Source organism: Treponema putidum (genome assembly GCF_024401155.1).
Taxonomy (GTDB): domain Bacteria; phylum Spirochaetota; class Spirochaetia; order Treponematales; family Treponemataceae; genus Treponema_B; species Treponema_B putidum.
Map to the genome: position 1 here is coordinate 2,616,209 of NZ_CP038804.1, position 23,726 is coordinate 2,639,934.

Genomic DNA, 23,726 nt, shown 5'->3' on the forward strand with positions numbered 1-23,726 from the left:
CTTGTCTATTATCTTATAAGGTGAAGCTATGTTTTATAAAGAATACATAAACTATATTGAAAGCGACGACTGGGAAACCGTACATAATTCTTTTTCAGTCAAAGCTCCGGAAAATTTTAATTTTGCTTATGATGTCATAGATAGAATGGCGAAAGAATATCCCGAAACGGAGGCACTCGTCTGGTGCGATGAAACCGAAGAAAGGATTTTTTCGTTTGCAGAATTAGCAAAGCAGATAAACAAAGCGGCTAATTTCTTTAAGGCTATGGGAATAGGAAGAGGCGATACTGTTCTTCTTTTTTTGCGAAGAAGATACGAGTTTTGGTTTGTTCTTCCTGCCCTGCACAAGATCGGAGCCATAGCCGTTCCTGCAACGGTTCAGCTTGCCTCTCATGATATCGAATACCGTATTCAGTCCGCCAATATAAAAATGGTCATGGCCGTACAAGAAAAAAATTTACAAGAAGAAATTCAAAAAGCTGCCGAATCCGCTTATAATAAGCCCCTTCTCGTATGGGTTCATGACGAAATGGAAGGCTGGATTTCCTTTGATAAACTTGTAAAAAATATGAGCGATGATTTTACATCTCCCCAAGGAGATGCCTATCCTTGCGGCAAAGACACTGCCCTCTTGTACTTTACCTCAGGCACTTCGGGCAATCCCAAAATGGTGGAGCATAATTTTTTATATCCGCTTGGACACATTGCAACGGCTAAATTTTGGCAAAACGTCAAAGAAGGCGGAAGGCACTTAAGCGTTGCCGAAACGGGCTGGGCAAAGGCTATGTGGGGAAAAATCTACGGTCAATGGCTTTGCGGATGTTCCGTCTTTGTGTATGATATGAAAATGTTTATCCCTAAAAACATGCTCGAAAAACTATCAAAATACAAGATAACCTCCTTTTGCGCTCCTCCGACGGTTTACAGGTACTTAATCCGCGAAAAGATAGAAGATTATGATTTATCATCATTGGAAGAATGTACAACGGCGGGTGAGGCTCTTACTATGGATATTTTTAATACCTTTAAAGAAAAGACCGGAATAGACCTTAGAGAAGGCTACGGCCAAACAGAGCTTACCCTCACAACGGGAACCTTCCCGGGCATGAAAATTAAACCCGGCTCAATGGGAAAACCTGCCCCCGGCTATGAGATAGATATTATCCGCCCCGACGGTTCTTCCTGCGAGGCAGGAGAATCGGGAGAAATAATCTTGCGTTTGGATAAAAAGGTTCCTTTCGGAATGTTCGGCGGTTATTATAAAAATGCGGAAAAAACGGCCGAGGTTTTTAAGGGCGGAGTTTACCATACTGGAGATGCCGCCTATAGGGATGAAGACGGTTACTTTTGGTTTGAAGGCCGAACAGATGACCTTATAAAAAGCTCCGGTTTCCGTATAAGCCCCTTTGAGGTGGAGTCGGTTCTTCTCCAGCATCCGGCAGTCTTTGAATGTGCAGTAACAGGCGTGCCCGACCCGAAAAGAGGGCAGGCAGTAAAGGCCTTTGTTGTTTTAAACAAAACCTATAAGCCTAGCCAATCCTTGGAAAAAGAGCTTATGTTCTTTGCAAAAAAAAATGCAGCCCTCTACAAGGCTCCGCGTTCTCTAGAATTTGTAGAAACTTTGCCCAAGACTCACAACGGGAAGATAAGCAGGGCAGCCATAAGGAATCGAATGGCTTGATAAAAAGTAGGACAGATAAAAACAGATAAAAATCGGCCTTGACAGAGAGGCTGTAAGCAAGTACACTTTGTTTATAGGCTGTTGAACAGACTGACATAAAAAACATTCTTTAACCAAAGAGTACAAAAATGCGGAAATTTACGCAAAATAGGAGTTTATATGAGAAGAGTTGTAATTACAGGCCTCGGTGCCGTAACCCCCATTGGAAACACCCTAGATGAAACATGGGAAGGAATCAAAGCAGGTAAATGCGGAATAGGAAACATTACCCAATTTGATTGCTCTGATTTTAAAATTAAAATAGCGGCAGAGGTAAAAAACTTCGACGCCTCACAATTTATGGATAAAAAAGATGCCCGTAAAATGGCCCGGTTTACTCAATTTGCTGTAGCCGCAGCTTCACAGGCAATGAAGGATGCAGGCCTTTCAAAAGAAAACATCGATGCAAACCGCACAGGTATCATACTTGGAAACGGTATAGGCGGTTTTGAAATCTACCAAGAGGCCTTTAAAAAATACTTTCAAGTCGCTCCGGATCGTATCCCCCCTATGACGGTTCCTCTTCTTATTCCGAATGAGGCCGCCGGAAACATAAGTATGCAGTTCGGCATAAAGGGCCCGTCTTGGACATTGGCTACGGCCTGTGCTTCCGGTACCGATGCCCTCGGAAATGCTTTAGATCTTGTCCGCTCAGGAAGGCTTGATGTATGCGTATCGGGCGGCACGGAAGCAACAATTACCGGTTTCGGCATAAGCGGTTTTACGATTTTGCAAACCCTTGCCTCAGGCGATCCTGCCAAGGCTTGCTGCCCCTTCGATAAAAAGCGTTCAGGCTTTGTAATGGGCGAAGGCTCAGGCATTCTCATTCTTGAAGAATATGAACACGCAAAAAAGAGGGGCGCTAAAATATATGCGGAATTTGCAGGCTATGGAGCTTCCTCCGATGCCTACCACTTAACCAGCCCCGACCCCTCAGGTGACGGAGGAGCATTGGCCATCACCAAGGCCTTAGCCGATGCAGGCGTAAAACCTGAAGAAGTTCAATACTATAATGCTCACGGAACCTCGACACCGATTAACGACCCTGCAGAAACGGCCATGATTAAAAAAGCTTTCGGAGACCATGCGTATAAAATGAAGGTTTCTTCAACCAAATCGATGATAGGCCACTGCTTAGGTGCCGCAGGAGCTCTTGAAGCCATCTTCTGTATAAAGGCAATGGAAGAAGGATTTTATCCCCCGACCATCAACCTAACCGAACCCGACCTTGAAGCCGGCTGCGATTTGGACTATGTTCCGAATAAGGGCGTCAAAGGCGAAATAAACTGTGCCGCCTCAGGCTCCCTCGGCTTCGGAGGCCATAACGGCGTCGCCGTCTTCAAAAAGATAAAGTAAGGGCTTTTTAAAAAACTCTAATTAGATAAGCTAAAACTGAAACAACACATTTAACTTTGGCCCTCGGAATTTCCGTACCGAAGTTAAATGTGCAATTCTAAAAGAAAAAGAAATCGAAGACTTCATAAGAATAAATTTTTCAAATAAAGTAGGATAAAAAGATTTAATACAAATTATTGACAGAAAGTAATTAATTATTATATAATAATATAAGTAAGGAAAGTAAGGAGGCGTTTTATGGAACTTGCAAAACTAACATCTAAGGGTCAGATTACAATTCCGCTTGCAATAAGAAATATGCTCGGATTAAAAACCGGCGATAAAGTCTTTTTTGAAGAAAGCAGAGGAAAAGTTTATATTACAAATGCTTCTCAAATAACTTTAGCAAATATTCAGACTCAAATGCAAGGAGAAGCAGAAAAAGCCGGCTTTCAAACAGAAGATGACGTTATTGCTTATATTAAAGAGCTAAGGAAAAAGAGTTGAGGATTTTCATAGATTCAAACATTGTGATTTCTGCGATACTTTTCCCTGATGGTAAGGTTGCTAAAGTTTTTTCTCATTTGCTTGAAAATCATACGGTAATAATTTCTTCATATACAAAGGAAGAATGCAAAAAAGTTTTTGAAAATAAATTTCCATTTAAAAAAGAGTTATTGGGTATTTTCTTTGATAGAATTACTTTTGAAGAATTTAAGAGTCCCGATACAATTGATGAAAATAAATATCCAAAAGTTCGGGATATAAAAGATTTGCCGGTTCTTGTATCTGCAATTTTATCTGATTCAGATATTTTGATTACGGGAGACAAGGATTTTGAAGATGTAAAAATTGATAAACCATTAATTTTTACACCATCAAAATATTTCGAATTGATTGCAGAAAAATATTGATATATTTAGGGGTGAAAATAATTTTAAAAACCGGAGGATAAAATTAAAATGGATAATTGTATATTTTGTAAAATTATCCGAGATAGAAAACTTATAGACTAATGGCATATGCGTACATATAAATTTTGAACGGTTTTTTGTTAGTTGAAAAAGATGATTTTTTGAGGTAGGATAGGTGTAGGCCTAATGTGTGTAAGAGGCGGCAAAGGAATTGGAATACGATGAAATTGATTAGTTGGAATATGAATTACTGGCAACAGAAAGATAACCATGATTTAGCTTGGGATTATTTAGTAAATACAATAAATCCTGATATAGCATTACTTCAAGAAACCGTTGTTCCTGAATTATATAAGGAGCAAACGGTATTTTTGGAAAGCCATACTTGCAGAGCTCAGGACCCGATAAAATGGGGAACATGTGTATATATCAGCAAAGATCTACTACAGAAAAGTTCATTTAAGAATGTTACTGAATTGTATGTCGATAATGTGTATGTAGATAATGAAAGTATAAATGGAAAACAAGTATTTGCAGAATTAATGTTTAATAATAATATTTTCACTATATGTAGTTTACATACTAATACTTCGCCTGATGATATTTATTCAATTAGAAACCATATTGAACAAATCTTCAATAATAAAATAATGAATGATAGCATTAGTAAATTTATCATTGGTGGAGATTTTAATGCTGATATTGAAATGTATAAGGGTTTTTTCTTGAAAACTTTCAATAGCATAAAAGCGCAGTATCATGAATGTATACCAAAATACACACAAACATTTTTTGGAAATAATATGGCTGAAAGAAATCATTATCAAGATGATCATATATTTGTCAGCAAGGATTTGTCAAATAATATAGGTGAAACATTTTCTTGAAATTATGGTAAAGTTAAGCAATATAGCGATCATACGATTTTGGAGGTAGAGCTTAATATATAAGAATAACCTGACACACACATTAATCTGATATTCATTTAATAAAACATAGATGAAAAATAAAATTATTTTTATTTTTCCGGCATATTAAAAAATCTTATATAGAATGGAGATGAATAAATGTTAACTGATGTTATTGAACGAGAAAAGGATAAAATTTATGAAGAATTCAACAATGAATTTCCTTTAGAAAGAGTACGAAATTTAACTTTGGAAGAATATACAAATACGGAGAGGAGTAACTCATTTTGTTATTGGGTTGAGAAAAAAACAGAAAAGCTAGGCTCAATATGGGGCGGATCAGCTTATAAATTTGGAATATTTAAAATAGGCGGTAAAATAAAGGGGAGAAATGGAACTTTATCCGACAATGAATATGCTTGGTATAGTAAATACGGGAAAGATCGACAGGAAGCCTATGAAAATGTACACTCAAATATAATCAGAATTATTGAAGCATCTCAAAAAGGTCATTTTGAAGAAATAGATTTAATTGATTTAGGCGATGCATATAAATGGAAAATTGCTTTTTTATACTCTAATAAAAAACTGCTAAATATTTATTTACCAAAAGCAATATTATATTTAGCAAATAAATATGATAACAATTTCACTATTAACAGTCCCATTTCAAAAATGCAGCAAATTATACTTTCAAACACTGATTCTAAAAAAACTATATGGCAAAAAGGAGATGAATTATGGAGTATTTGGGAAAATAGTCTGGAAGCAAAAAAAGATAATACTGAACAAGAAGAGGATGAACCTGATACAAATGATTTAATCCTCAAAACAAATATACAAAATTACAAAAATTTCCTTAAAAAGCATCACAATATAATTTTACACGGTGCTCCCGGAACGGGGAAAACATATCTTGCAAAACAGATAGCTAAACTCATGGATGCGGAAACGGAATTTGTTCAGTTTCATCCAAGTTATGACTATACGGATTTTGTTGAAGGCTTAAGGCCTGTAAATAATACCGATAAAACTAACATGATGTTTGAACGCAAGGATGGAGCCTTTAAGGCTTTCTGTAAAAAAGCCGTTCATAAAAAAACTGAACAGATAAAAGAAACCTCTTTCGTGTTTATTATTGATGAAATCAATCGTGGAGAAATAAGTAAAATTTTTGGAGAACTTTTCTTTTCCGTTGATCCCGGTTACCGTGGTAAAAAAGGACTTGTAAAAACACAGTATCAGAATCTTGTTGAAACAGGCGATATTTTTGAAGACGGTTTTTATGTTCCCGAAAATGTTTACATCATCGGTACAATGAACGATATTGACCGCAGCGTTGAAAGCATGGATTTTGCTATGAGACGAAGGTTTGCTTTTAAAGAAATTACGGCAGCTCAAAGTGCGGAAAATTTTGAGCTTTCAGAAAACACAAAAACACGTATGGAGAGCCTTAACAATGCAATAAGCAAAATTGACGGTCTTAATTCTGCATATCATATAGGAGCTGCTTACTTTAAGCAATTGGATGATGACATGGAAACTTCTGATGAACTTTGGGAAAATTCATTGCATGATCTTCTTGTTGAATATTTAAAAGGAAGCGGAAATGAAGAAAGCAATCTTGAATTATTAAAGAATGCTTTTGATATGATAAATATTGAATAATTTTTATGGCTATTTTTAAGACTACAGACAATAACGGCGGCAAACGCTTGCAAGTCATTAATCAAGAATATGGAGAAACTGATTTTAAGGCCGCCGTAAGTGATATAAAAAGAATTTCAAATAAAACGCTTGCAGAACTTTCAACGGAGGAAAACCTTTTGATATTTCCGACAAAGTTGGAAGATTCCGCAGACTTACTAAAAGAGTCAAAACTCGGAAGCCTTACAAAATCAGACAAGGAAGAAGATTATATTTTTTCTACGGAAAATATAGCGGGATTCATTGGCATAAATGATACTGATATTTCCATAACCTCACGATTTGCAAAAAACGAAGAAGATTTTTTTCTTCATTACATGATTCAAAAAGTATTAAACCTTAATATTACAAACCTCAATTTTTCATCTTCACAAGAAAGTGTATTAAACTTACTTATTTATATATTCCCACGGCTTTTGCAAAAAGCTCTCTCTCAAGGCATGTATAAAGAATATAAAACTTTTCATAAAAATGATGAAAACGTCAGGGGCGTCATTGAGATTTCCCGTCATATTCAAAAAAATATTCCCTTTGAAGGAAAGATTACATACAAAACAAGAGAATATTCTTATGACAATACAACAACAGAACTTATACGGCACACGATTGAATATATATCTGCCAAAAAAGATATTGCCGGTATTTTAACTTCTTCTCAAGAAATTCGTGATGCTGTCAAAACAATCAAAATGGCAACGACTCTTTACAATTCAGGTGAAAGACAAAAAATAATAGCTGTTGCTATAAAAAAACAAAACCATCCATATTTTACCTATTATGTTCCGCTAAAAAAATTATGTATTCAAATTCTTCAAAATAAAAAAATAAAATTTGCACGGCAGAAGAATCGTGTATATGGAATTTTATTTGATGTTTCATGGCTTTGGGAACAATACCTTGCAACAATATTAAAACAAATCGGATTTTTTCACCCTGAAAATAGAAAAGGAGTAGGGAGTATATCTGTTTTAACCAATAATATCGGCCGATTTATTCCTGATTTTTATAGAGATGACTTTGTGCTTGATGCAAAATATAAACCTTTTGATAAAAGGAATCCGCCTTCCGATGATTTAGCCCAAGTTATAGCATATATGCATATTATAAAAACTATGAAGGGAGGTTACATATATCCATCTGAAAATGAAAATGAGACAATTTTAAATGAGTTAGGAGAAATACAGGGAATTGGAGGGATGCTTTACCTATGTCCTTTTTATATTCCGCAAAATTGCAGCACTTTTTCGGAGTTTTCAGAAAAAATAAGAAAAAAAATGGAATCAAAATTAAGAAGATGGATAAATTCAGATGAATTCTGATAAAATCGATTTACGTACAAATGGTAAAAGAGATTGTAAAAGCCGAAAAAACAATCGGAGGGAGATATAAAGTTATCGACACTTATTGATTATGTTGATAGTATTGGAATGGGGCTGGAAATAAAAATATACCCTAAAGCTGTAATATATTTATGAAAGTAAAAATGATTTAATCCTGCCGATTTAAGGCAATTACCTCTAACCGGCAGGAGAAAGACTGTAAGGCCTTAGCCTTATTTTTTAAGATATTTTTCAAACCAGTTAAATATCTCGGTTAAGCGGCGGATTCGATGCTTGGGCTTTCCTGTTCGGGAGAGATCATGATTTTCTCCATGGAACAAGACAAGCTTTGCCTCGCAGCCGTGATATTTTAGAGCAGTAAACATCTGGAAGGCACAGGCTTCAAAGCAGCGGTAGTCCTCATCCGATTGAATAAAAAGAGTCGGTGTCTTGCACTTATCGGCATATTTGAGGGGGCTGTGATCCCACATTTTTTCTACGCCCTTCCAAGGAGTAACTCCTCCGTTTTGGTCGGAATTAAAATAGTAACCGATATCGGTAATTCCGAATTTGGATATCCAGTTTGAAATTGAACGCTGGGAGCAGGCTGCAGCAAAGCGGTTTGTGTGGCCGATTATCCAGTTTGTCATAAAGCCTCCGTAAGAACCGCCCATAACGCCTACTTTTTCCTTGTCGATATCCTTATACTTCTTTAGAACCTCATCTGTAAGCTTCATTAAATCGGAGTAGTCGATTGTTCCGTATTTGCCACGAATATCTGCAAAGGCTCGTCCCATTCCGTCGGCACCGCGGGGATTTGTAAAAAACACAAAGTAACCTGATTGAGCTAAAAACTGCATCTCGTGGTAAAAGATTGAACCGTAAACGGTCTTAGGCCCGCCGTGAATGCTCAAGATACCGGGATATTTTTTTCCGGCCTTGTAGTTTAAGGGCTTTAAAACAAAGCCGTGGAGTTTGACACCGTCATTGGTAAATTCGAATTCTTCAGGCACAATCTTTTGCAATTTTGAAGCATAGGTATTATGCTTTGTAAGGCAGTTTTCTTTTTTATCTTCAAAAAGATAAACCTCTTGTAATTCCTGTTTTCTAAAACCTATAAAAAGAATTTTTTCTTCATGAACGGCAAAGCAGTCCACAGAACCTTTTTCGGTAATAAGCTGTTTTAATTCTCCTTTTTCGTCAATGACATTTACAAAGGAAGAATCGTCCTCGGTTGTAATAAAATAATATTTTCCGTCTTTGACATGGGAATTGGCACCGCCTCCGTATCTTGAATCGGAACCCACGGAATTCCATAAGCTCTTATCGTAATCCTTGGGCGAAATCATCTTCGCTCCTGTTCCGGTTTTGGGAATAAGATAAATATCGGCATCTTGGTTTACGCCGTATTTTTTTCCGTCGGCACCCGTATAAAGAATTTTATCTTTGAAAAATTTGGCATCGGCGTACATAAAATCTTGACCGGCATTTAAGAGCTTTGCCTTTTTTGTTTTTAAGGGCATGAGCATCAGCTCATTATAGATGGGCATCTTGTCGGTATAGGTCGATTTTGTAAATAAAATTTCTTGGGTCTTTTTATCAAAATCAAAACCGTCAACCTGTGTAAACTCATCGGTTAGAGCAGACCCTTTCATGTTTGAAAGATTATAAACAAAAAGACGGTTTCTCTTGCGTGAGGTAAAGCCGCCCCCGTTACTCCAAAACGGAATCTCTTCAAAGGTTTCATAATCGGCCTCGTCTTTTTTTGCTTCTTCTGCCTTTTCTTTAGGCAGCTTTTTGAAAGGGTCATCCTTCCACGAGTGTAGAACAACAGCCGTCTTTTTATCGGCAAATTCCATTTTTAAAACGGGATGGGGAAAGGTGTAGGCAAGCAAGGCCTCACCGCCCGAAACAGGGATTGAATAAACAAAGGTTTTCTCTTTTTCTTCCTTTTCTTTTTTTGTTCTTCTTGCAGAAAAAAGAAGGCGATCACCGTCAAAGCCGTAAAAAGAATTTACGTCCTCGCCCGTAAGCTGCTTTGTCTTTTTTGTTTCCATGTCCAAAAGAAAAAGAGCCTTATTATAATCGTTTTCGGTTAGATCGGCATGAGCACAAATATAGGCTGCATATCTTCCGTCTTCCGAAAATTTAAGGTTACTTAAAAATGAGTAATTTTTAAAATCGTCCAACTTTATTGTTTTCATCAAAGTTCTCCTTTAAATTTTTGTTAAATAAGTATAACAGTATCGGACAGTTTGAACAAGTGGAGGAAAGCTATAAGTGCCCATATTTTGAAATTAAAACTACAGTTGTACGTGCAAGCACTACATATATTTGTTGGTTCATAATCTGCTCGGCTTTTTCTTCATCTAAAAAATCTTTTCCGTTCGTGTAAGAAGTGTCGATCAGCCGGTACCAAGATGTCCCGCTTAAAGATGGAGGGGGCAGCTTTACCGTTATGTCGTTATTATAACTATTTACCATAACATAAAAATCATTGTCGTCCTCGTCGCTTTCCAAATTAATTTTATTGCCGTCTATTAAAAATGCTAAAAAATTTGAAGGCACTCCCCAATTTGGGGATTGTGCATTATAATCAAACCATGTAATATCATTTGGGCTTCCGTTACTTTTAGGTACACCTGTAAAAAAATGATTTCTTAAAAAAGAAAAATGAGCCTTTCTTAAATTGATAAGTTTTTTGGTAAATTCGAGCAAGTCCTTATTTTCATTTAAAAGCTCCCAATCAAACCAAGATATTTCATTATCCTGACAATAAGTATTATTGTTTCCGTTTTGTGTACGGAATACTTCATCTCCCATATTCATCATAGGTGTGCCGGCTGAAAGAATAAGAGTTGTCAAAATATTTTTTGCAGACCTCATCCGCATTCTTTCAATTTCGACAGATGCAGGCCCTTCTATTCCATGATTATAGCTCAAATTTTCATTTGAGCCGTCCCGGTTATTTTCCCCATTTTCTTCGTTATGTTTTTCGGAATAGCTTAATAAATCGCAAAGAGTAAAGCCGTCATGACAGCAAACAAAATTGATTGACTGATAAGGCCGTCTGCCTTTTTGAGAATATAAATCCGCAGAACCGGTTACTCTGGTTGCCAAGTGTCTTATATCAGGATTGGGCTTCAGCCAAAACTCTCTGACGGAGTTACGGAATAAATCGTTCCATTCCGCCCAGCGTCCGGGAAATTTTCCTACCATGTACGCACCGGCTGCATCCCAAGCTTCAGCTATAATCTTTGTAGAACGAAGCACGGAATCATCTGCAATGGCCTGTATGATAAAAGCGTTGTAATCTATACCTCCGGTTTTATCGCGGGCCAGAACAGGAGCCAAATCAAAACGGAAGCCGTCCACGTGCATTTCAGTTACCCAATACCGCAGGCAATCCAATATAAATTTTATAACTGGAATTTCCGAAGCTTTTAAACTGTTACCGCAGCCTGAAAAGTTTTTATAATAGAGCTTATTATCTTCAAGATGATAGTAAATGGAATTATCCAATCCCTTAAAAGAAAAAACGGGGCCGTTTTCATTTCCTTCTGCGGTATGGTTAAACACCACATCTAAGATTATCTCGATACCTGCTTTATGAAATTCCCTGACCATAAATTTAAACTCGTTTACTGCATTGCCAGGGTCTTCGGCATAGAGGGCCTTAGGTGCAAAAAAAGAAATTGTACTGTAGCCCCAATAGTTTTTTAGCCGAATGCCGGTTTTAGGATTTACATTCATATTTTCGTTTTCATCAAAATCAAAAACGGGCAAGAGCTCAAGAGATGTGATACCCAGATTTTTTAAATATGGAATGAGTTCTACAAGGCCTGAATATTTACCTCGTTTTATAGGACTTATTTTATCGTTTAAAAAAGAAAAGCCTTTTACATGAGCCTCATATATTACACAGTTTTGAAGAGGAATATTTAAGGGCTTATCTCCCTGCCAATCGAATTCCCTATCATCTACAACTACACATTTTGGGAAACCCTTTGCCGTTCTTTTATGCTGATTTTTACCGCCTGAAGCCTTGCTCTCTCTTTGGTTAAAAGTTTGTTCCGAATTAAATACGGAATGAGAACTTATGAGTTTTGCATAAGGGTCAAGCAAGTAATTATTTTCATCGAATAAGAAACCCGATGCAGGTGAAAACTCTCCATCGGCCGTATATAAATAAAAAGCCCAACTTTTTAAACCCGCTGCAAACACATGCCAAACATCACCAGTTTTATTTACTTTAGGGTCAAGTCTATAAGATACGGCAGGATCGGCATCATCTACTGCTTCAAATAAGTGTAGAACTATCTCTTTTGCATTCCGTGAAAAGATGCTGAAATTCACTCCATCTCGGCTTAATTTTGCACCTAAGGGATCAGCTTTTCCTTGAAAAAAAGATAAATCGTTCATATTCATCATTAAAGTATAGTATGTATTTCAAATTTATGCTATAATGTGAGCGATATTTTAAAGGAAATAATGATGAAAAAAGTCCCTATAATAAGCACAATACAGACTACAGTGAATGGATTAAAAGCAGTTGCACAAAAACAAAACATAGAAAATGTCGATATTGCAGTCCTTGATAAATATGAAAACATTGTTTCGTTTTTTAAATATGAAATGCCCGAAATCAAAATCATCGATTTCGGGGATCCGAATATCGATGCCGAAGCTTGTGTTAAGGTTATAAAAGATGACCCATGGCTTTTATTCGGAGGAATTATAGCCATTACCAACAGCCGTCAAGAAAAGGCAAAACTTGAACAAATAAAGGAACCTAACTTTCTATTTGTATGCACAAGAAAAGATTTTGAAAAAAATACCGAACAGATTATAAAAATTTTAAACCAACATCAGCATTTTCTTTTTAACAGAGGAATGCATCAGCGGCCTGACGAAAAAGAAACAGGTCATTTTGTAAGCGATACCGATCCCTTTGAAATAGTTTTCTATGCTAACTTGATAGGAACCTATCTTTACAATACCGACAGAGTTAATGAAGAGGAAAGGTCTTCTTTACAAACGGCAATGATGGAATTTTTACTTAATGCCGTAGAACACGGAAACTGCAACATCTCTTACGAAGAAAAAAATAAATGGCTGAAAAGCGGAAAAAATATGCTGGACTTAATTGCCGAAAAGCAAAAGCAGCCTGAAATAAAAAAGAAGAAGGTGTATATCACATATTCGGTATTACCTGAAAAAACAAGGATAACTATAAAGGATGAAGGTAACGGTTTTGACTGGAAAAGCCATCTTGAAGCCGACTTTGAAGCAGGCCTTCACGGTATGGGCATTAAACTTTCTCAAACCCTTGTAAAAAATATACGCTACAATAATATTGGGAATGAGGTCTCATTTGAGGTAAAAAATCAAAGAAACATAGCAAACCTTACGCCTGCTATTTTAAAAGCTCAGCAATTACTAACCTTCAAACACATGCAGATTGTTTGCCGCGAAAACGAGGATTCAAGCGATCTTTTCTATATAAGTTCGGGACGCTATGCCGTCTATGTAAATAATAAATTAATGTCGGTTTTAACACCGGCTGATATTTTTATAGGCGAAATGGCGTTTTTAATGAATGACAGAAGATCTGCGACGGTCGTATCCATTGGAGAAGGCTCGCTAATTAAAATTCCTAAAATGAATTTTATGAAACTGATAGAAGAATACCCTCATTACGGTATTTTCTTATCACGCTTGTTGGCAAACCGCTTAGCCCGTCAGTCAAAGATTACGGCAAAACTAAAAGAAGAACAAGAAAACTGCAACAAGTACTAAAATGAATAGTTAATATAAAAATTCATCAACGGAACTTGTTTAGAATCTCTTTTAAAATTTTTAAAAATTCCTCAAGTTCATTTTTTTGTGTTAAAGGGCCTATTGAAACTCTAACGGAATTTTGCTGCATTTTAGAGTCAATTTTCATCGCCTCTAAGACGGGACGGTTTTGTTTTTTTGAAGAACATGCAGAACCTGTTGAAATACAGATGCCCCTTTCAGACAAGCAGCGGACAAGAACCTCGCCGGTTAATTCTTTAACCGCAAACTGTAAAATCCACGGCGAAAATTTGTCATTTAACTGCGGACGGGCTTCGGGGATAAAACTTAAACCCTTAATGCTTGCCAGTTCTTCAATCAAAAAATCCATTAATTTTTTTGCATGAGAAAAATATGTTTCAGAATTGTCATAATATTTTTTAAGACAGCCGGATAAGGCTAAAACACCTGCAAGATTTTCGGTACCGGGCCTTAACCCATTTTCTTGCCCGCCCCCGCGGATAAAGGCTTCCATATTTTTAGCAAGGTACAAAAAACCGATTCCTCTAGGGGCACCTATTTTGTGTCCGCTAAAAGAAGTGGAATGGATGGGCAGTTTTGAAAGTTCAAAAGGAATTTTTCCTATAGCTTGGACGGCATCGGTATGAAAATGAATCCTTCGTTTTCCCTTAGAATATTCTTCAATGGCCTTACCGATTTCAGCGATGGGCTGAATTGCTCCGGTTTCATTATTTACAGCCATCACCGAAACAAAGGCCGTATCAGAGTCTATGGTTTTTAAAACCGAATCGGCGCTTATAAAACCGTTTTTGTCCGCAGGAATTTGTAAAATCTTATAACCTCGTGCCTTCATAACGGCAGCCTGCTCCCTGACTGCGGAGTGCTCTATGCTGCTGACTGCAATCGAACAAGGAGAAGGCATGGCCATAAAAGACAGCATAGGAATATAATCACCTTCGGTTCCTCCCGATGTAAAAATAATATGATCGGGAATTACGTGCAAAAGTTCTGCAATTTCCGAACGGGTTTCTTCAAGAATTTTTCGGGCATCCTTACCTAAAAAATGTTTTGAGGAAGGGTTTGCAAAATATTTAAAAGACTTTTTTAAAGCCTCCGTATTTATATCTTCTTGAGGCATGGCCGTTGCCGCCCAATCCAAATAAATCATAGCACCTCCCTGATGTCTTTTTCAGAAACCTCATAAATAAAAGTCTCGCAAATATTTTTTTGTAAAATCAAACGGATTTTAGTATCTATATTTTTTTTATCTTTTTTCATTGCTAAAAGAATTTTATTTTTATCATATAAGAGCGAAGCATCTATACGGCTATAAGAACGTATAACAGCACAAACCTCATCCGCATAAGAAGAATCGGTTAATCCTAATTTTTTACCTAAAAGCATCGCTTTTGATATTCCCCAGGCGACAGCTTCCCCGTGAGTAATTTTTGAAAAATTTAAAACGGATTCCAGCGCATGGCCAAAAGTATGCCCCAAATTTAAAAAAGCTCTTTCATTTTTTTCATCAAAGTCACGGCTTACTACCTTAGCTTTCGCTTCAACGGCTCCTCTGACAAGCTCTAAACAAAGGCTTTCGTCCCGTTCCAATATTTTTTCTCTTTGCATCCTAAAGGCTTGGTAAATATTTTTTGAATATAAAAGGCCCATTTTAAATATTTCTGCCAGACCTGAAAGATATTCTTCATCGCTTAAACTTTTTAAAACTTTGGGGCTTATGTAAATTTCATCAGCCTTAAAAAAAGTTCCTACCATGTTTTTATAACCGTCAAAATTTATTGCAGTCTTCCCGCCTATGGCTGCATCCGCCATAGCTAAAAGACTGGTAGGAACAAGTTTGCATCTTGCCCCCCTCATATAAACTGAGGCGGCAAAGGCCGCTAAATCGCATACAAGGCCTCCTCCAACCCCGATAAAAACCGAATTCCGGTTTAAGCCTGCATCAAGGGCGGTTTTTAAAATGGACACAAGGGAAGTAAAATTTTTATTTTCTTCTCCGGCTTCAATTATAACTAAGGGAAGGTCTGAGCGGAAATTTTTTGAATTCTTTGCAATAGGTGCAGTATTGGAATCGGCAATATACATTCCGCCGGGCGAATCTATATGCGGTAAAAAAGGTTCATCGCAGTAAAACACTTCAGTTTTTCCTTGAACCGTTGTAAAAGAAAATTTATCCATAAATTACCAAAGCGTTATTAAAGCATTTTCAGCATTTGCAGTACCAGAAGAGAAGAATCCTTTGCCGCCTGTGCCGAAAAAACATCATAAGATATTTTTGCAATTTTGTCCTTTCCTGCCGTATCGGACATGCTCCTTAAAATTAAAAAAGGAATTTTATTTATGCTGCAAACTTGAGCTGCGGCGGCTCCTTCCATTTCAACACAGGCAGGATTAAATTCTTTTATAATTTTTGCCCTGAGTTTTTTATCAGAAACAAAAACATCCCCCGAAGCAATACGGCCTTCGATAAGTTTAAGTGTTTTTATGTGTTCATCGTCACTTTCGTTTTGCAAAGCCTTAAAGGCTTTTACGGCAAGGTTCTTAAGTTTTTTATCAGTGGGCCAAAAAGGTGATTTTGTCATAGGCACCTGACCTAGGGGATAACCGAAGGTAACAGCATTTACATCATGCTGAACTGCGTCCGTGGAAACTACCATATCGAAAACTTTTAAGCCTTCCAAAAGTCCGCCGGCAGCACCGGTATTAATTATAGCATTAACTTTAAATTCCGAAATAAGAATTTGGCAGCAAAGAGCCGCATTGACTTTTCCTATTCCGCTGCAAACAAGCACAACTTCCTTTTCCATTATTGTTCCCGTAAAAAAACTAAGTCCGGCAATTTTTCGAATTTCTCCCACTAAATGCTTTTTTAAAAGTTTAACTTCCTGCTCTTCAGCACCGAAGATTCCTATTTTCATATACTAACCTCTTCTAAATTAAAAATAACCAAAAACATTCTATCAAATGTCCTATGGTTTTTCAATGGCCCGGTTTTATGCACAACATAATTTTGCATATAACCTCTATTGACTATATGTATAAACTATAATAGAATTCATAAAACTTATACACTAATAGGAGAATAAAATGGAAATACTTTTAAAATCTTATAGAGGAAAAATTGAAGACCTTTATACATTCGGTTCAATCGCCGTAGTCGATAAAGACGGTAAGATTGTATACTCGGCAGGAGACCCAAAGGAAGTAGCATTTCCTCGTTCAAGTGCAAAACTTATTCAGGCTCTGGTACCTCTTTCATTGGGTGCTAAGGAAAAGTTCAATCTAAGCCATGAAGAAATAGCTCAAATCTGTGCCTCACATTCAGGGGAAGATTTTCATATAAAAACCGTAACGGGAATATTAAAAAAAATCGGACTTGATGAAAAAGCCTTAAAGTGCGGCCCTCACTATCCTTTTAAACCGGAAGTAGAATTGAGGATGAAGGTAAACAATGAAAAGCCGCGTGATATTCACAATAATTGCAGCGGAAAACATTCCGGTATGCTGGCGGCAGCCGTATTGATGAAGGCCTCCACTGACGATTATTACAAACCCTATCATCCCGTTCAGCAAAAAATAAGGGAAATGATAGAGCTGATTTGTGATTGCAAAATTCCCGATGATAATATCTCGGTTGACGGCTGCGGAGTTCCGGTTCACTCTCTGCCCCTTTACAATTTTGCATTTGGAATGGCAAGAATGGCCGACTATGAAAATTTGCCTCAAAATGTATCTACTCATGCAAAAGACATAATAGATTCCATAACAGCCTGTTCCGAATACACTTCCGGTACTGATAGAATAGACCATCTTTTGGTCAAAAAATATCCCGGAAAACTTGTTGTAAAATCGGGAGCAAACGGATATTTCGGCGGCCTTTTACCCGATAAAAAATACGGTATTGCCGTCAAAACCTATGACGGAATTTCAAAAACCAGAGATATCGTTTTGGTTCACTTGTTAAAAAAACTCGGTGTAATTGATAAAGCCGATTACGAATATTTTGATAGCATTGCCGATAAAAACATCAAAAATCACAGAGGCGAAATAGCGGGGGAAGTTGTTCCTCAGTTTTAAATTTCTTTTAATTCGGTATTTTCTATTCTTAAAAGGCGGTTGTAATTTAGACCGCCTAATTGGTCAGCCTCATGAGCTGTTAAAATTAAAATTTTAGGATTTAATTCATTTATTATTCTTATCATGTTTTCGGTATTTTGCAGATCCAGTCCTGAAAACGGTTCATCAAGTAAAACTATTTTTTCGCTTAAATTTCTTATAAGCAGTCTTGCAAAATCTATACGCCGCTCTTCCCCGCCTGAGAATTGCTTTTGATTTTCCATCTTTGTGCTTAAATAGGCTATATTAAGTTTTTTTATTGCATCTTCGGCGGCCGCATTATTTGCCGTATCAAACAATGTAATATTATCGATTAAGCCGGCATCAAAAATATGAGTTTTTTGCTCCAGCATAAAAATAAGATTTGAAAGACTAATATCGGCTTCTTGTAAAACTTCATCTATATAAAGCTTACCCATATTTTTTTCAAATCCTGCCAAAACATTAAGTAAGGTACTTTTTCCGGAACCGCTTACTCCTGTTACAAGAATTCTATCCCCTGTTTTTAAGGATAAATTTTCTATCTGCAAACATTCCTTTTCTTCTTTAACAATTACACAATCTTTAATCCGTATTTCTTTAAAATCTTTTATTTTATAAATATCTTCTTTTTCTTGTAGAACTGATTTTATAGTTTTTTTGATAGCTTTAGAAGACATTATACCGGCATATCTTTCACCTATAATTTGAAAAGGCCCGGCAATCGATTCGGCAATTTTGGTAAGAGCTATCAAACCGGAAAAAGTCAAAAGCCCGGCTCTTATAAAAAATGCCCCTGAAACCCATGTCAAAAGAATAATTAAAAGCCCTAGGCCGAAAGCTGATGACATAATAAGATTTTCACGCTTTGCAAGTTTTATTTCGGCTTGGGTATAATCATAATTTGAATTATCGGAATATTTTACACCGGCTGCTTCAGCTCCATACATTTTAATTGCTCTAAAACCGTTCAATATATCGCTTAATTTCTTTATAAAAAACGAACGGGTTTCGGATTTATTTTTTTGCAAGAATTCAAGTTTATTTTGTGTCAATCTAGGAAATAAAATCGGCGGAATACATATAACCAAAATAACAGGTAAAAAAAACGGCTGAATGTATAAAATCGCCAAAAATGAAAAAACTAAGTTAAGAGCTTGGTATAGGCACGATAAAATGGCCTCAAAATAGTTTTGCTCCAAACTTAAAATATCATTTAATAATAAGGATTGATAATCGGAATAAGATTTTTTTTCTTTATGAAGAACGCTTTTATTCAAAATATTAAAAATAATATCGTTTTTTAACAAGTATGAAATATGCTTACAAAATTTAATACGGGAATAATGGGCCAAAAAATCTGATAAAACGGCAAGAAAAATATAAACTACAGTACAGCTTCCAAGAAGAATCATTTTATTCAATTCGTAATTGAGAACCGAGTCGGCTATGAGTTTTAGTAAAAAAGCCGTACCGACATTAAAAAAAGAAGCTGCAACGGCCAAAAAAATTACAAAAAAAATAGATACTTTACTTTTAAAAAGATATTTTAGTGTAAAAGAATTTTTCTCCATTTTTAACTCATAAAGCGGCAGTTTGAACAGCCTAGAATGTGAACTCTTTTTTTCCCTTTTTTTCGGTCAAAGTATCTTGCAATTAGATGAGCTTCATTTGGAACGGTTTTATGGCAAACAGGGCATTGACGTTGAACGCCGTTTTCACATCTGGGATAACAATGCGGACAGCCGTATATATAGCATAATTTATCATCTTCACCCGGATAAACAGCCGATTTTACCTGTTCATCTCTAGCCAAAACCGTACCGCATATGGGACATACTCCGGGCGCACCTTTTTTTCCTGTTTGCCTGATTTTCTTTCCGCTTGCATGTTTTGCAGAAGCACTGAAAAGAGTATAAGCGAATACAATTAAAAATAGGCCTATAAAAACTAGTATCATCCATGATAAAGGCTGTAAATCAGTCATAAATATATCATACACTTTTTTTCCTATTGATTCAATACTAAAATTATGATACACTGTTTAAGTGGGAATTTTATTTGTCGTTGCCACTCCTATAGGCAATCTAAAAGATATCAGTTTTAGAGCTTTAGAGACTTTTCAAGAAGCCGATTTTATCGCCTGTGAGGATACAAGGCACACATTAGGCCTTTTAACTCATTATGAAATCTCTAAGCCTCTAATTTCGTGCAGGGCGGTAAATGAAGCGGCCTCCTCAGAAAAGATTGTAAAACTTTTAGATGAAGGGAAAAAAATAGCCTATGCCAGCGACGCAGGAACACCGGCAATCAGCGATCCGGGTTCTATTTTGGTTAGGGCGGCAAGGGAAGCAGGGCATACAATAATTCCGATTCCGGGAGCTTCAGCCTTTGGTGCTATGATGAGTATAGCTGGCACATACGACAAAACTGTTGTTTTTGAGGGATTTTTGTCGCCTAAGGCCGGAAAACGCAAACGTAGGCTTCAAGAGCTCTTTGATTTCGGGGCGGGCTTTGTTTTATATGAATCCCCCTATAGAATTGTAAAGCTATTGGCTGATATTGCCGAAATAGATAGTAACCGTGAGCTCATTGTTGGGAGGGAGCTTACAAAACTCCATGAAGAAATTATCAAGGGGCAGGCTGCAGAAGTTTTAGAAAACTTTGAAAAAAGACCCTCGATAAAGGGGGAATTTTCGGTTTTTGTTACAGGAAAATAGGCTTTTATAAAAATAAAACCTTAACTTTTGACTAAAATTAACCGATAATCGGTTATGAAAGCAGGAAAATATGATGATAGAAAAATTGGGCGGAATGGATCCGATCAAGAATTTACAAAATACTCAAAAACCAAGAAAAATAGAAAAGGTAGGAGCTTCCGATTCGATACAAGTGTCTCCTGAGGCTCAAAAACTATCAGAAATTTATTTTGCAATGGATGCAGTAAAGGCTGCCCCGGACATCCGTCAAGAAAAAATAGAAGAAGTTAGAAGAAAATTTCAAGACCCTTCATACATTGATAGTGTTTTGGATCAAACAGCAGAGAAAATTTTAGATTCTTTAGGATTTTAATTAAATATTTTGTTAAAGATATGGGCTTGTCGTATCTACCTTTCAATTTAACTCAAATCTTTAAAAAAAACAAAGGCTGTATCTCTTTATGAGTTTACAGCCTTTTTAATTTTACAATCTTTGATAATCTTTATTGATACATTATGAGATAAGGACGAGGGTTTAAGCTAAAAACCTCATCAGGGGTCATCATGGGCTGGTCATAACCTGCACCCGCAACAGTCGGCTTTGAAAAAAGCTTAAAAGATTTTAACGGAATGTTTTGTGCGAGAGCATTATAAGCATAAGAATCTTTCTTTAATTGAGGAGAGCCGAAGCCGTCCGCACAATGGACAAGTTGGACCCTTTCATAATCGCTTCTTACATTAGCCCTTTTTTTAATCATTATAGAATTAAACTGATGAATCACAAGCATTCTTCTGCCTGTAATACTATTTTCCTTTATGTATTTATCCATCATTTCCTGGGCCTTATTTATCTCATCCCCCGTAACAGAGCCGATTACCTTCATCGGTTCTGTCGTATGCCATTCGGGATCCAAGGCAAGATGAACATTCGGGTACCTCAAAAAAGGCAAAATTGCATTCATAGCCTTTTCTACCGTGTATTTTCCGATTTGGTGGTCAATAAATACATACCATCCCCTTTCGGCGGCGAATTCAATGTATTTTTTTACAGTAGATAGGCTAAGAAAACCGATTTCTCCTCCCGGCCAACATGTGCCGTAAATTAAATAAAAAGCAGGAATAAGGCCCCGCTCATTATTTGCTTCATCATAAATTGCCGCAAACTCATTCATAATCGGTTCAATTTCTTCAGGAGTATATCTTCCTAAAATGCCCATAGTATAGGCATCCGGTTTCCCATAAAGGGCAAAAATATCGTTATTTAATAAAACGGATTGCAGTTTTGATTCATCGAATTTAAGCGATGCTTCCATTTCCGGTTTAGTCTTTGCAGTATATATCACAACTTCCTCTTTAACCGGTGCATCCTTTATCCACAAAGCCGAGGGAAATAAAGGCTCCCATTTAGGAGGAGAAAAAGAGGCCGGAACATTTTGCTTTATATCTCCTGATTCGGAAAAAATAACTGAAATAAAAAATAAAAAAAATATTGCTCTAAAAGCAAATTTAACAAGAGACTGCTTCATTAATAAGTCTATCGGCTAAAAAAAAATAAGCTTTAATTTAGCCTTGCACCTAAGCCTAAAAAAATGTATAATAAGCCCCTTAATAAACTTGACATTATCTATAACAGTTAGGAGGTTTTGTAACTATGCAAGTTAAAGTCAGATATGCTCCCTCTCCCACCGGCTTTCAGCACATAGGCGGAGTCCGTACAGCCTTGTTTAATTATCTTTTTGCCCGCTCAAAAGGTGGAAAATTCGTTTTGCGTATTGAAGATACCGATAGAACAAGATACAGCGAAGAATATGAACAGAACCTTTATGATACCCTTGAATGGCTCGGCCTTGAATGGGATGAAGGCGGCCCAAAGGGAGGCCCCTGTGCGCCCTATATTCAGTCTCAAAGGTTCGAAATTTACCGAAAATACGCCCAAGAGCTTGTCGATAAGGGCTTTGCTTATTATTGCTTTTGCGACTCTGAAAGACTCGACAGAATCCGAAAGATTCAAACCATGAATAAGATGCCTCCGGGCTATGACAGGGCTTGCCGTAATTTGACCGCTGAAGAAATTAAGGCTAAAATGGACGAAGGTCTTCCCTATGTTATCCGCTTAAAGGTTCCACTTGAAGGCAGCACCAAATTTACAGATGCCCTTTTAGGCGATATTGAATGGAAAAATGAAGATATAAATCCCGATCAAATCCTTTTAAAAAGCGATGGGTTTCCGACATATCACTTGGCAAACATCGTGGACGATCACCTTATGGGCATAACCCATGTTATGCGTGCCCAAGAATGGCTCCCTTCCACCCCCATGCATGTGATTATGTACAAAGCCTTCGGTTGGGAACCGCCTCAATTTTGCCACCTGCCCATGGTTATGGGAAATGACGGGCAAAAGCTTTCAAAACGGCACGGAGCCACCAGCTGTAACGAATTCAGAAACAAGGGCTACCTAAAAGAAGCTATTATCAATTATGTTGCTATGCTCGGCTGTTCTTATGAAGACGGCCGTGATATGTACAGTCTTTCAGACTTGGAAAAACTCTTTGATGTTAAGCATTTAAACAAGGCTCCGGCCGTATTCGACTATAAAAAGCTGGAATGGTTTAACGGCCAATATATGAGAGAAAAAACCGATGAAGAGCTCTTCGATCTTACATGGCCCTATATTGCAAATTCAGGCCTTTTTGGAAAAATAAATGAAGAAGAGCTGAAAAAAGCCGGATGCCGCTTTGAAAACCAAACCTATTTAAAACCCTCTCAAGAACAAAAAGAAATTCTAATGAAAGTGATGCCCTTGGTAAAAGAAAGACTTCATCTTTTAAGTGAAATAACCGGCATGGTGCGTTTCCTCTTTGAAGAACCGGCAGTTCCTCAAGCCGAAGAGATAATACCGAAAAAACTTGATGCCGAAACTACAAAAAAAGTTCTTCAAAGGGCAGTCCAAGTAATGCCCAAAATTGCCGGCCTTGATGACCATGCAGGCGGAGAAGTCTTTAGGGCGGAAGCCGATGCTATGGGTATTAAGATGGGAGACTTTATGATGCCTGTCAGAATGACCGTTACCGGCAGCAGAATAAGCCCGCCCCTTGTAGGCTCAATCCAAATTTTAGGTATAGACAAAGCTATTAAGCGCATAGAAAAAGCCATAGCGGAAAGGTTTTAAATTTTAAGATGCTAAAAAGGCTAATCTTTTAGGTGAATCC

The 23,726-nt window shown here is 37.0% G+C and carries 20 protein-coding genes; 12 read left to right on the plus strand and 8 right to left on the minus strand.

Annotated features, from left to right (window positions below; all coding sequences use genetic code 11):
* The first annotated feature begins 28 nt into the window (after positions 1-28).
* The 7 genes from E4N74_RS12005 (at position 29) to E4N74_RS12035 (ending at position 7,903) form a co-directional block, all read left to right on the plus strand.
* Positions 29-1,681: an AMP-binding protein gene (locus E4N74_RS12005; RefSeq protein WP_044978376.1), complete on the plus strand. Its 1,653-nt coding sequence runs from the start codon at positions 29-31 to the stop codon at positions 1,679-1,681.
* Between the two features lie 159 nt (positions 1,682-1,840).
* On the plus strand, positions 1,841-3,076 hold the full coding sequence (gene fabF / locus E4N74_RS12010; protein ID WP_044978377.1) for a beta-ketoacyl-ACP synthase II: 1,236 nt from the start codon (positions 1,841-1,843) through the stop codon (positions 3,074-3,076).
* Between the two features lie 237 nt (positions 3,077-3,313).
* The gene (locus E4N74_RS12015; protein ID WP_002666876.1) at positions 3,314-3,562 is read left to right on the plus strand and encodes an AbrB/MazE/SpoVT family DNA-binding domain-containing protein; all 249 of its coding nucleotides are present in this window, start codon (positions 3,314-3,316) and stop codon (positions 3,560-3,562) included.
* Complete coding sequence (locus E4N74_RS12020) at positions 3,559-3,969, plus strand: putative toxin-antitoxin system toxin component, PIN family (RefSeq protein WP_255817953.1); 411 nt, start codon at positions 3,559-3,561, stop codon at positions 3,967-3,969. Before E4N74_RS12015 ends, E4N74_RS12020 begins: the two co-directional genes overlap by 4 nt.
* A gap of 242 nt (positions 3,970-4,211) precedes the next feature.
* Positions 4,212-4,856: an endonuclease/exonuclease/phosphatase family protein gene (locus E4N74_RS12025; protein WP_255817955.1), complete on the plus strand. Its 645-nt coding sequence runs from the start codon at positions 4,212-4,214 to the stop codon at positions 4,854-4,856.
* A gap of 180 nt (positions 4,857-5,036) precedes the next feature.
* Entirely contained in the window at positions 5,037-6,545 is a 1,509-nt protein-coding gene (locus E4N74_RS12030; RefSeq protein WP_255817957.1) for an McrB family protein, read from the plus strand.
* Between the two features lie 5 nt (positions 6,546-6,550).
* The gene (locus tag E4N74_RS12035; RefSeq protein WP_255817959.1) at positions 6,551-7,903 is read left to right on the plus strand and encodes an McrC family protein; all 1,353 of its coding nucleotides are present in this window, start codon (positions 6,551-6,553) and stop codon (positions 7,901-7,903) included.
* A gap of 233 nt (positions 7,904-8,136) precedes the next feature.
* Here the strand turns inward: E4N74_RS12035 and E4N74_RS12040 are convergent, their stop codons facing one another.
* Both E4N74_RS12040 and glgX read right to left on the minus strand, forming a co-directional pair.
* Positions 8,137-10,107, minus strand: a complete 1,971-nt coding sequence (locus tag E4N74_RS12040) for an alpha/beta hydrolase family protein (RefSeq protein ID WP_255817961.1) — start codon at positions 10,105-10,107, stop codon at positions 8,137-8,139.
* Between the two features lie 70 nt (positions 10,108-10,177).
* On the minus strand, positions 10,178-12,334 hold the full coding sequence (glgX, locus tag E4N74_RS12045; protein WP_255817963.1) for a glycogen debranching protein GlgX: 2,157 nt from the start codon (positions 12,332-12,334) through the stop codon (positions 10,178-10,180).
* 63 nt (positions 12,335-12,397) lie between these two features.
* Between glgX and E4N74_RS12050 the strand changes: the two genes are divergently transcribed.
* Positions 12,398-13,702, plus strand: coding sequence for a cyclic nucleotide-binding domain-containing protein (locus E4N74_RS12050; RefSeq protein ID WP_044978381.1), 1,305 nt, complete (start codon positions 12,398-12,400; stop codon positions 13,700-13,702).
* 25 nt (positions 13,703-13,727) lie between these two features.
* Here E4N74_RS12050 and E4N74_RS12055 read toward each other — a convergent pair whose 3' ends face one another.
* The 3 genes from E4N74_RS12055 to E4N74_RS12065 are packed head-to-tail and all read right to left on the minus strand — an operon-like array spanning position 13,728 to position 16,638.
* On the minus strand, positions 13,728-14,870 hold the full coding sequence (locus tag E4N74_RS12055; protein ID WP_255817965.1) for a cysteine desulfurase family protein: 1,143 nt from the start codon (positions 14,868-14,870) through the stop codon (positions 13,728-13,730).
* Positions 14,867-15,898, minus strand: coding sequence for a 3-dehydroquinate synthase (locus tag E4N74_RS12060; protein WP_044978383.1), 1,032 nt, complete (start codon positions 15,896-15,898; stop codon positions 14,867-14,869). Before E4N74_RS12060 ends, E4N74_RS12055 begins: the two co-directional genes overlap by 4 nt.
* Positions 15,899-15,915: 17 nt before the next feature.
* Positions 15,916-16,638: a 5'-methylthioadenosine/adenosylhomocysteine nucleosidase gene (locus E4N74_RS12065; protein ID WP_044978384.1), complete on the minus strand. Its 723-nt coding sequence runs from the start codon at positions 16,636-16,638 to the stop codon at positions 15,916-15,918.
* A gap of 169 nt (positions 16,639-16,807) precedes the next feature.
* Here E4N74_RS12065 and E4N74_RS12070 point away from each other — a divergent pair, with 169 nt between their 5' ends.
* Positions 16,808-17,797 carry an asparaginase gene (locus E4N74_RS12070; protein WP_255805449.1) on the plus strand — a complete coding sequence of 330 codons (990 nt, stop codon included), beginning with the start codon at positions 16,808-16,810 and terminating at the stop codon, positions 17,795-17,797.
* On the opposite strand, the gene E4N74_RS12075 is transcribed toward E4N74_RS12070, so the two are convergent.
* Together E4N74_RS12075 and E4N74_RS12080 are read right to left on the minus strand one after the other, a co-directional pair.
* Positions 17,794-19,389 carry an ATP-binding cassette domain-containing protein gene (locus E4N74_RS12075; RefSeq protein WP_255817968.1) on the minus strand — a complete coding sequence of 532 codons (1,596 nt, stop codon included), beginning with the start codon at positions 19,387-19,389 and terminating at the stop codon, positions 17,794-17,796. The genes E4N74_RS12070 and E4N74_RS12075 overlap by 4 nt on opposite strands.
* A gap of 2 nt (positions 19,390-19,391) precedes the next feature.
* Positions 19,392-19,802 (minus strand): hypothetical protein, encoded by a 411-nt coding sequence (locus E4N74_RS12080; protein WP_044979713.1) that lies wholly within the window; start codon positions 19,800-19,802, stop codon positions 19,392-19,394.
* A gap of 61 nt (positions 19,803-19,863) precedes the next feature.
* On the opposite strand from E4N74_RS12080, the gene rsmI reads away from it, so the two are divergent.
* Together rsmI and E4N74_RS12090 are read left to right on the plus strand one after the other, a co-directional pair.
* Complete coding sequence (gene rsmI, locus E4N74_RS12085; protein ID WP_044978387.1) at positions 19,864-20,535, plus strand: 16S rRNA (cytidine(1402)-2'-O)-methyltransferase; 672 nt, start codon at positions 19,864-19,866, stop codon at positions 20,533-20,535.
* 70 nt (positions 20,536-20,605) lie between these two features.
* Positions 20,606-20,887 (plus strand): flagellar biosynthesis anti-sigma factor FlgM, encoded by a 282-nt coding sequence (locus E4N74_RS12090; protein WP_044978388.1) that lies wholly within the window; start codon positions 20,606-20,608, stop codon positions 20,885-20,887.
* A 130-nt stretch (positions 20,888-21,017) separates the two neighbouring features.
* On the opposite strand, the gene E4N74_RS12095 is transcribed toward E4N74_RS12090, so the two are convergent.
* Positions 21,018-22,040 carry a hypothetical protein gene (locus E4N74_RS12095; RefSeq protein WP_044978389.1) on the minus strand — a complete coding sequence of 341 codons (1,023 nt, stop codon included), beginning with the start codon at positions 22,038-22,040 and terminating at the stop codon, positions 21,018-21,020.
* A 125-nt stretch (positions 22,041-22,165) separates the two neighbouring features.
* Here E4N74_RS12095 and gltX point away from each other — a divergent pair, with 125 nt between their 5' ends.
* The gene (gene gltX, locus E4N74_RS12100; protein ID WP_044978390.1) at positions 22,166-23,686 is read left to right on the plus strand and encodes a glutamate--tRNA ligase; all 1,521 of its coding nucleotides are present in this window, start codon (positions 22,166-22,168) and stop codon (positions 23,684-23,686) included.
* Positions 23,687-23,726 lie beyond the last annotated feature (40 nt).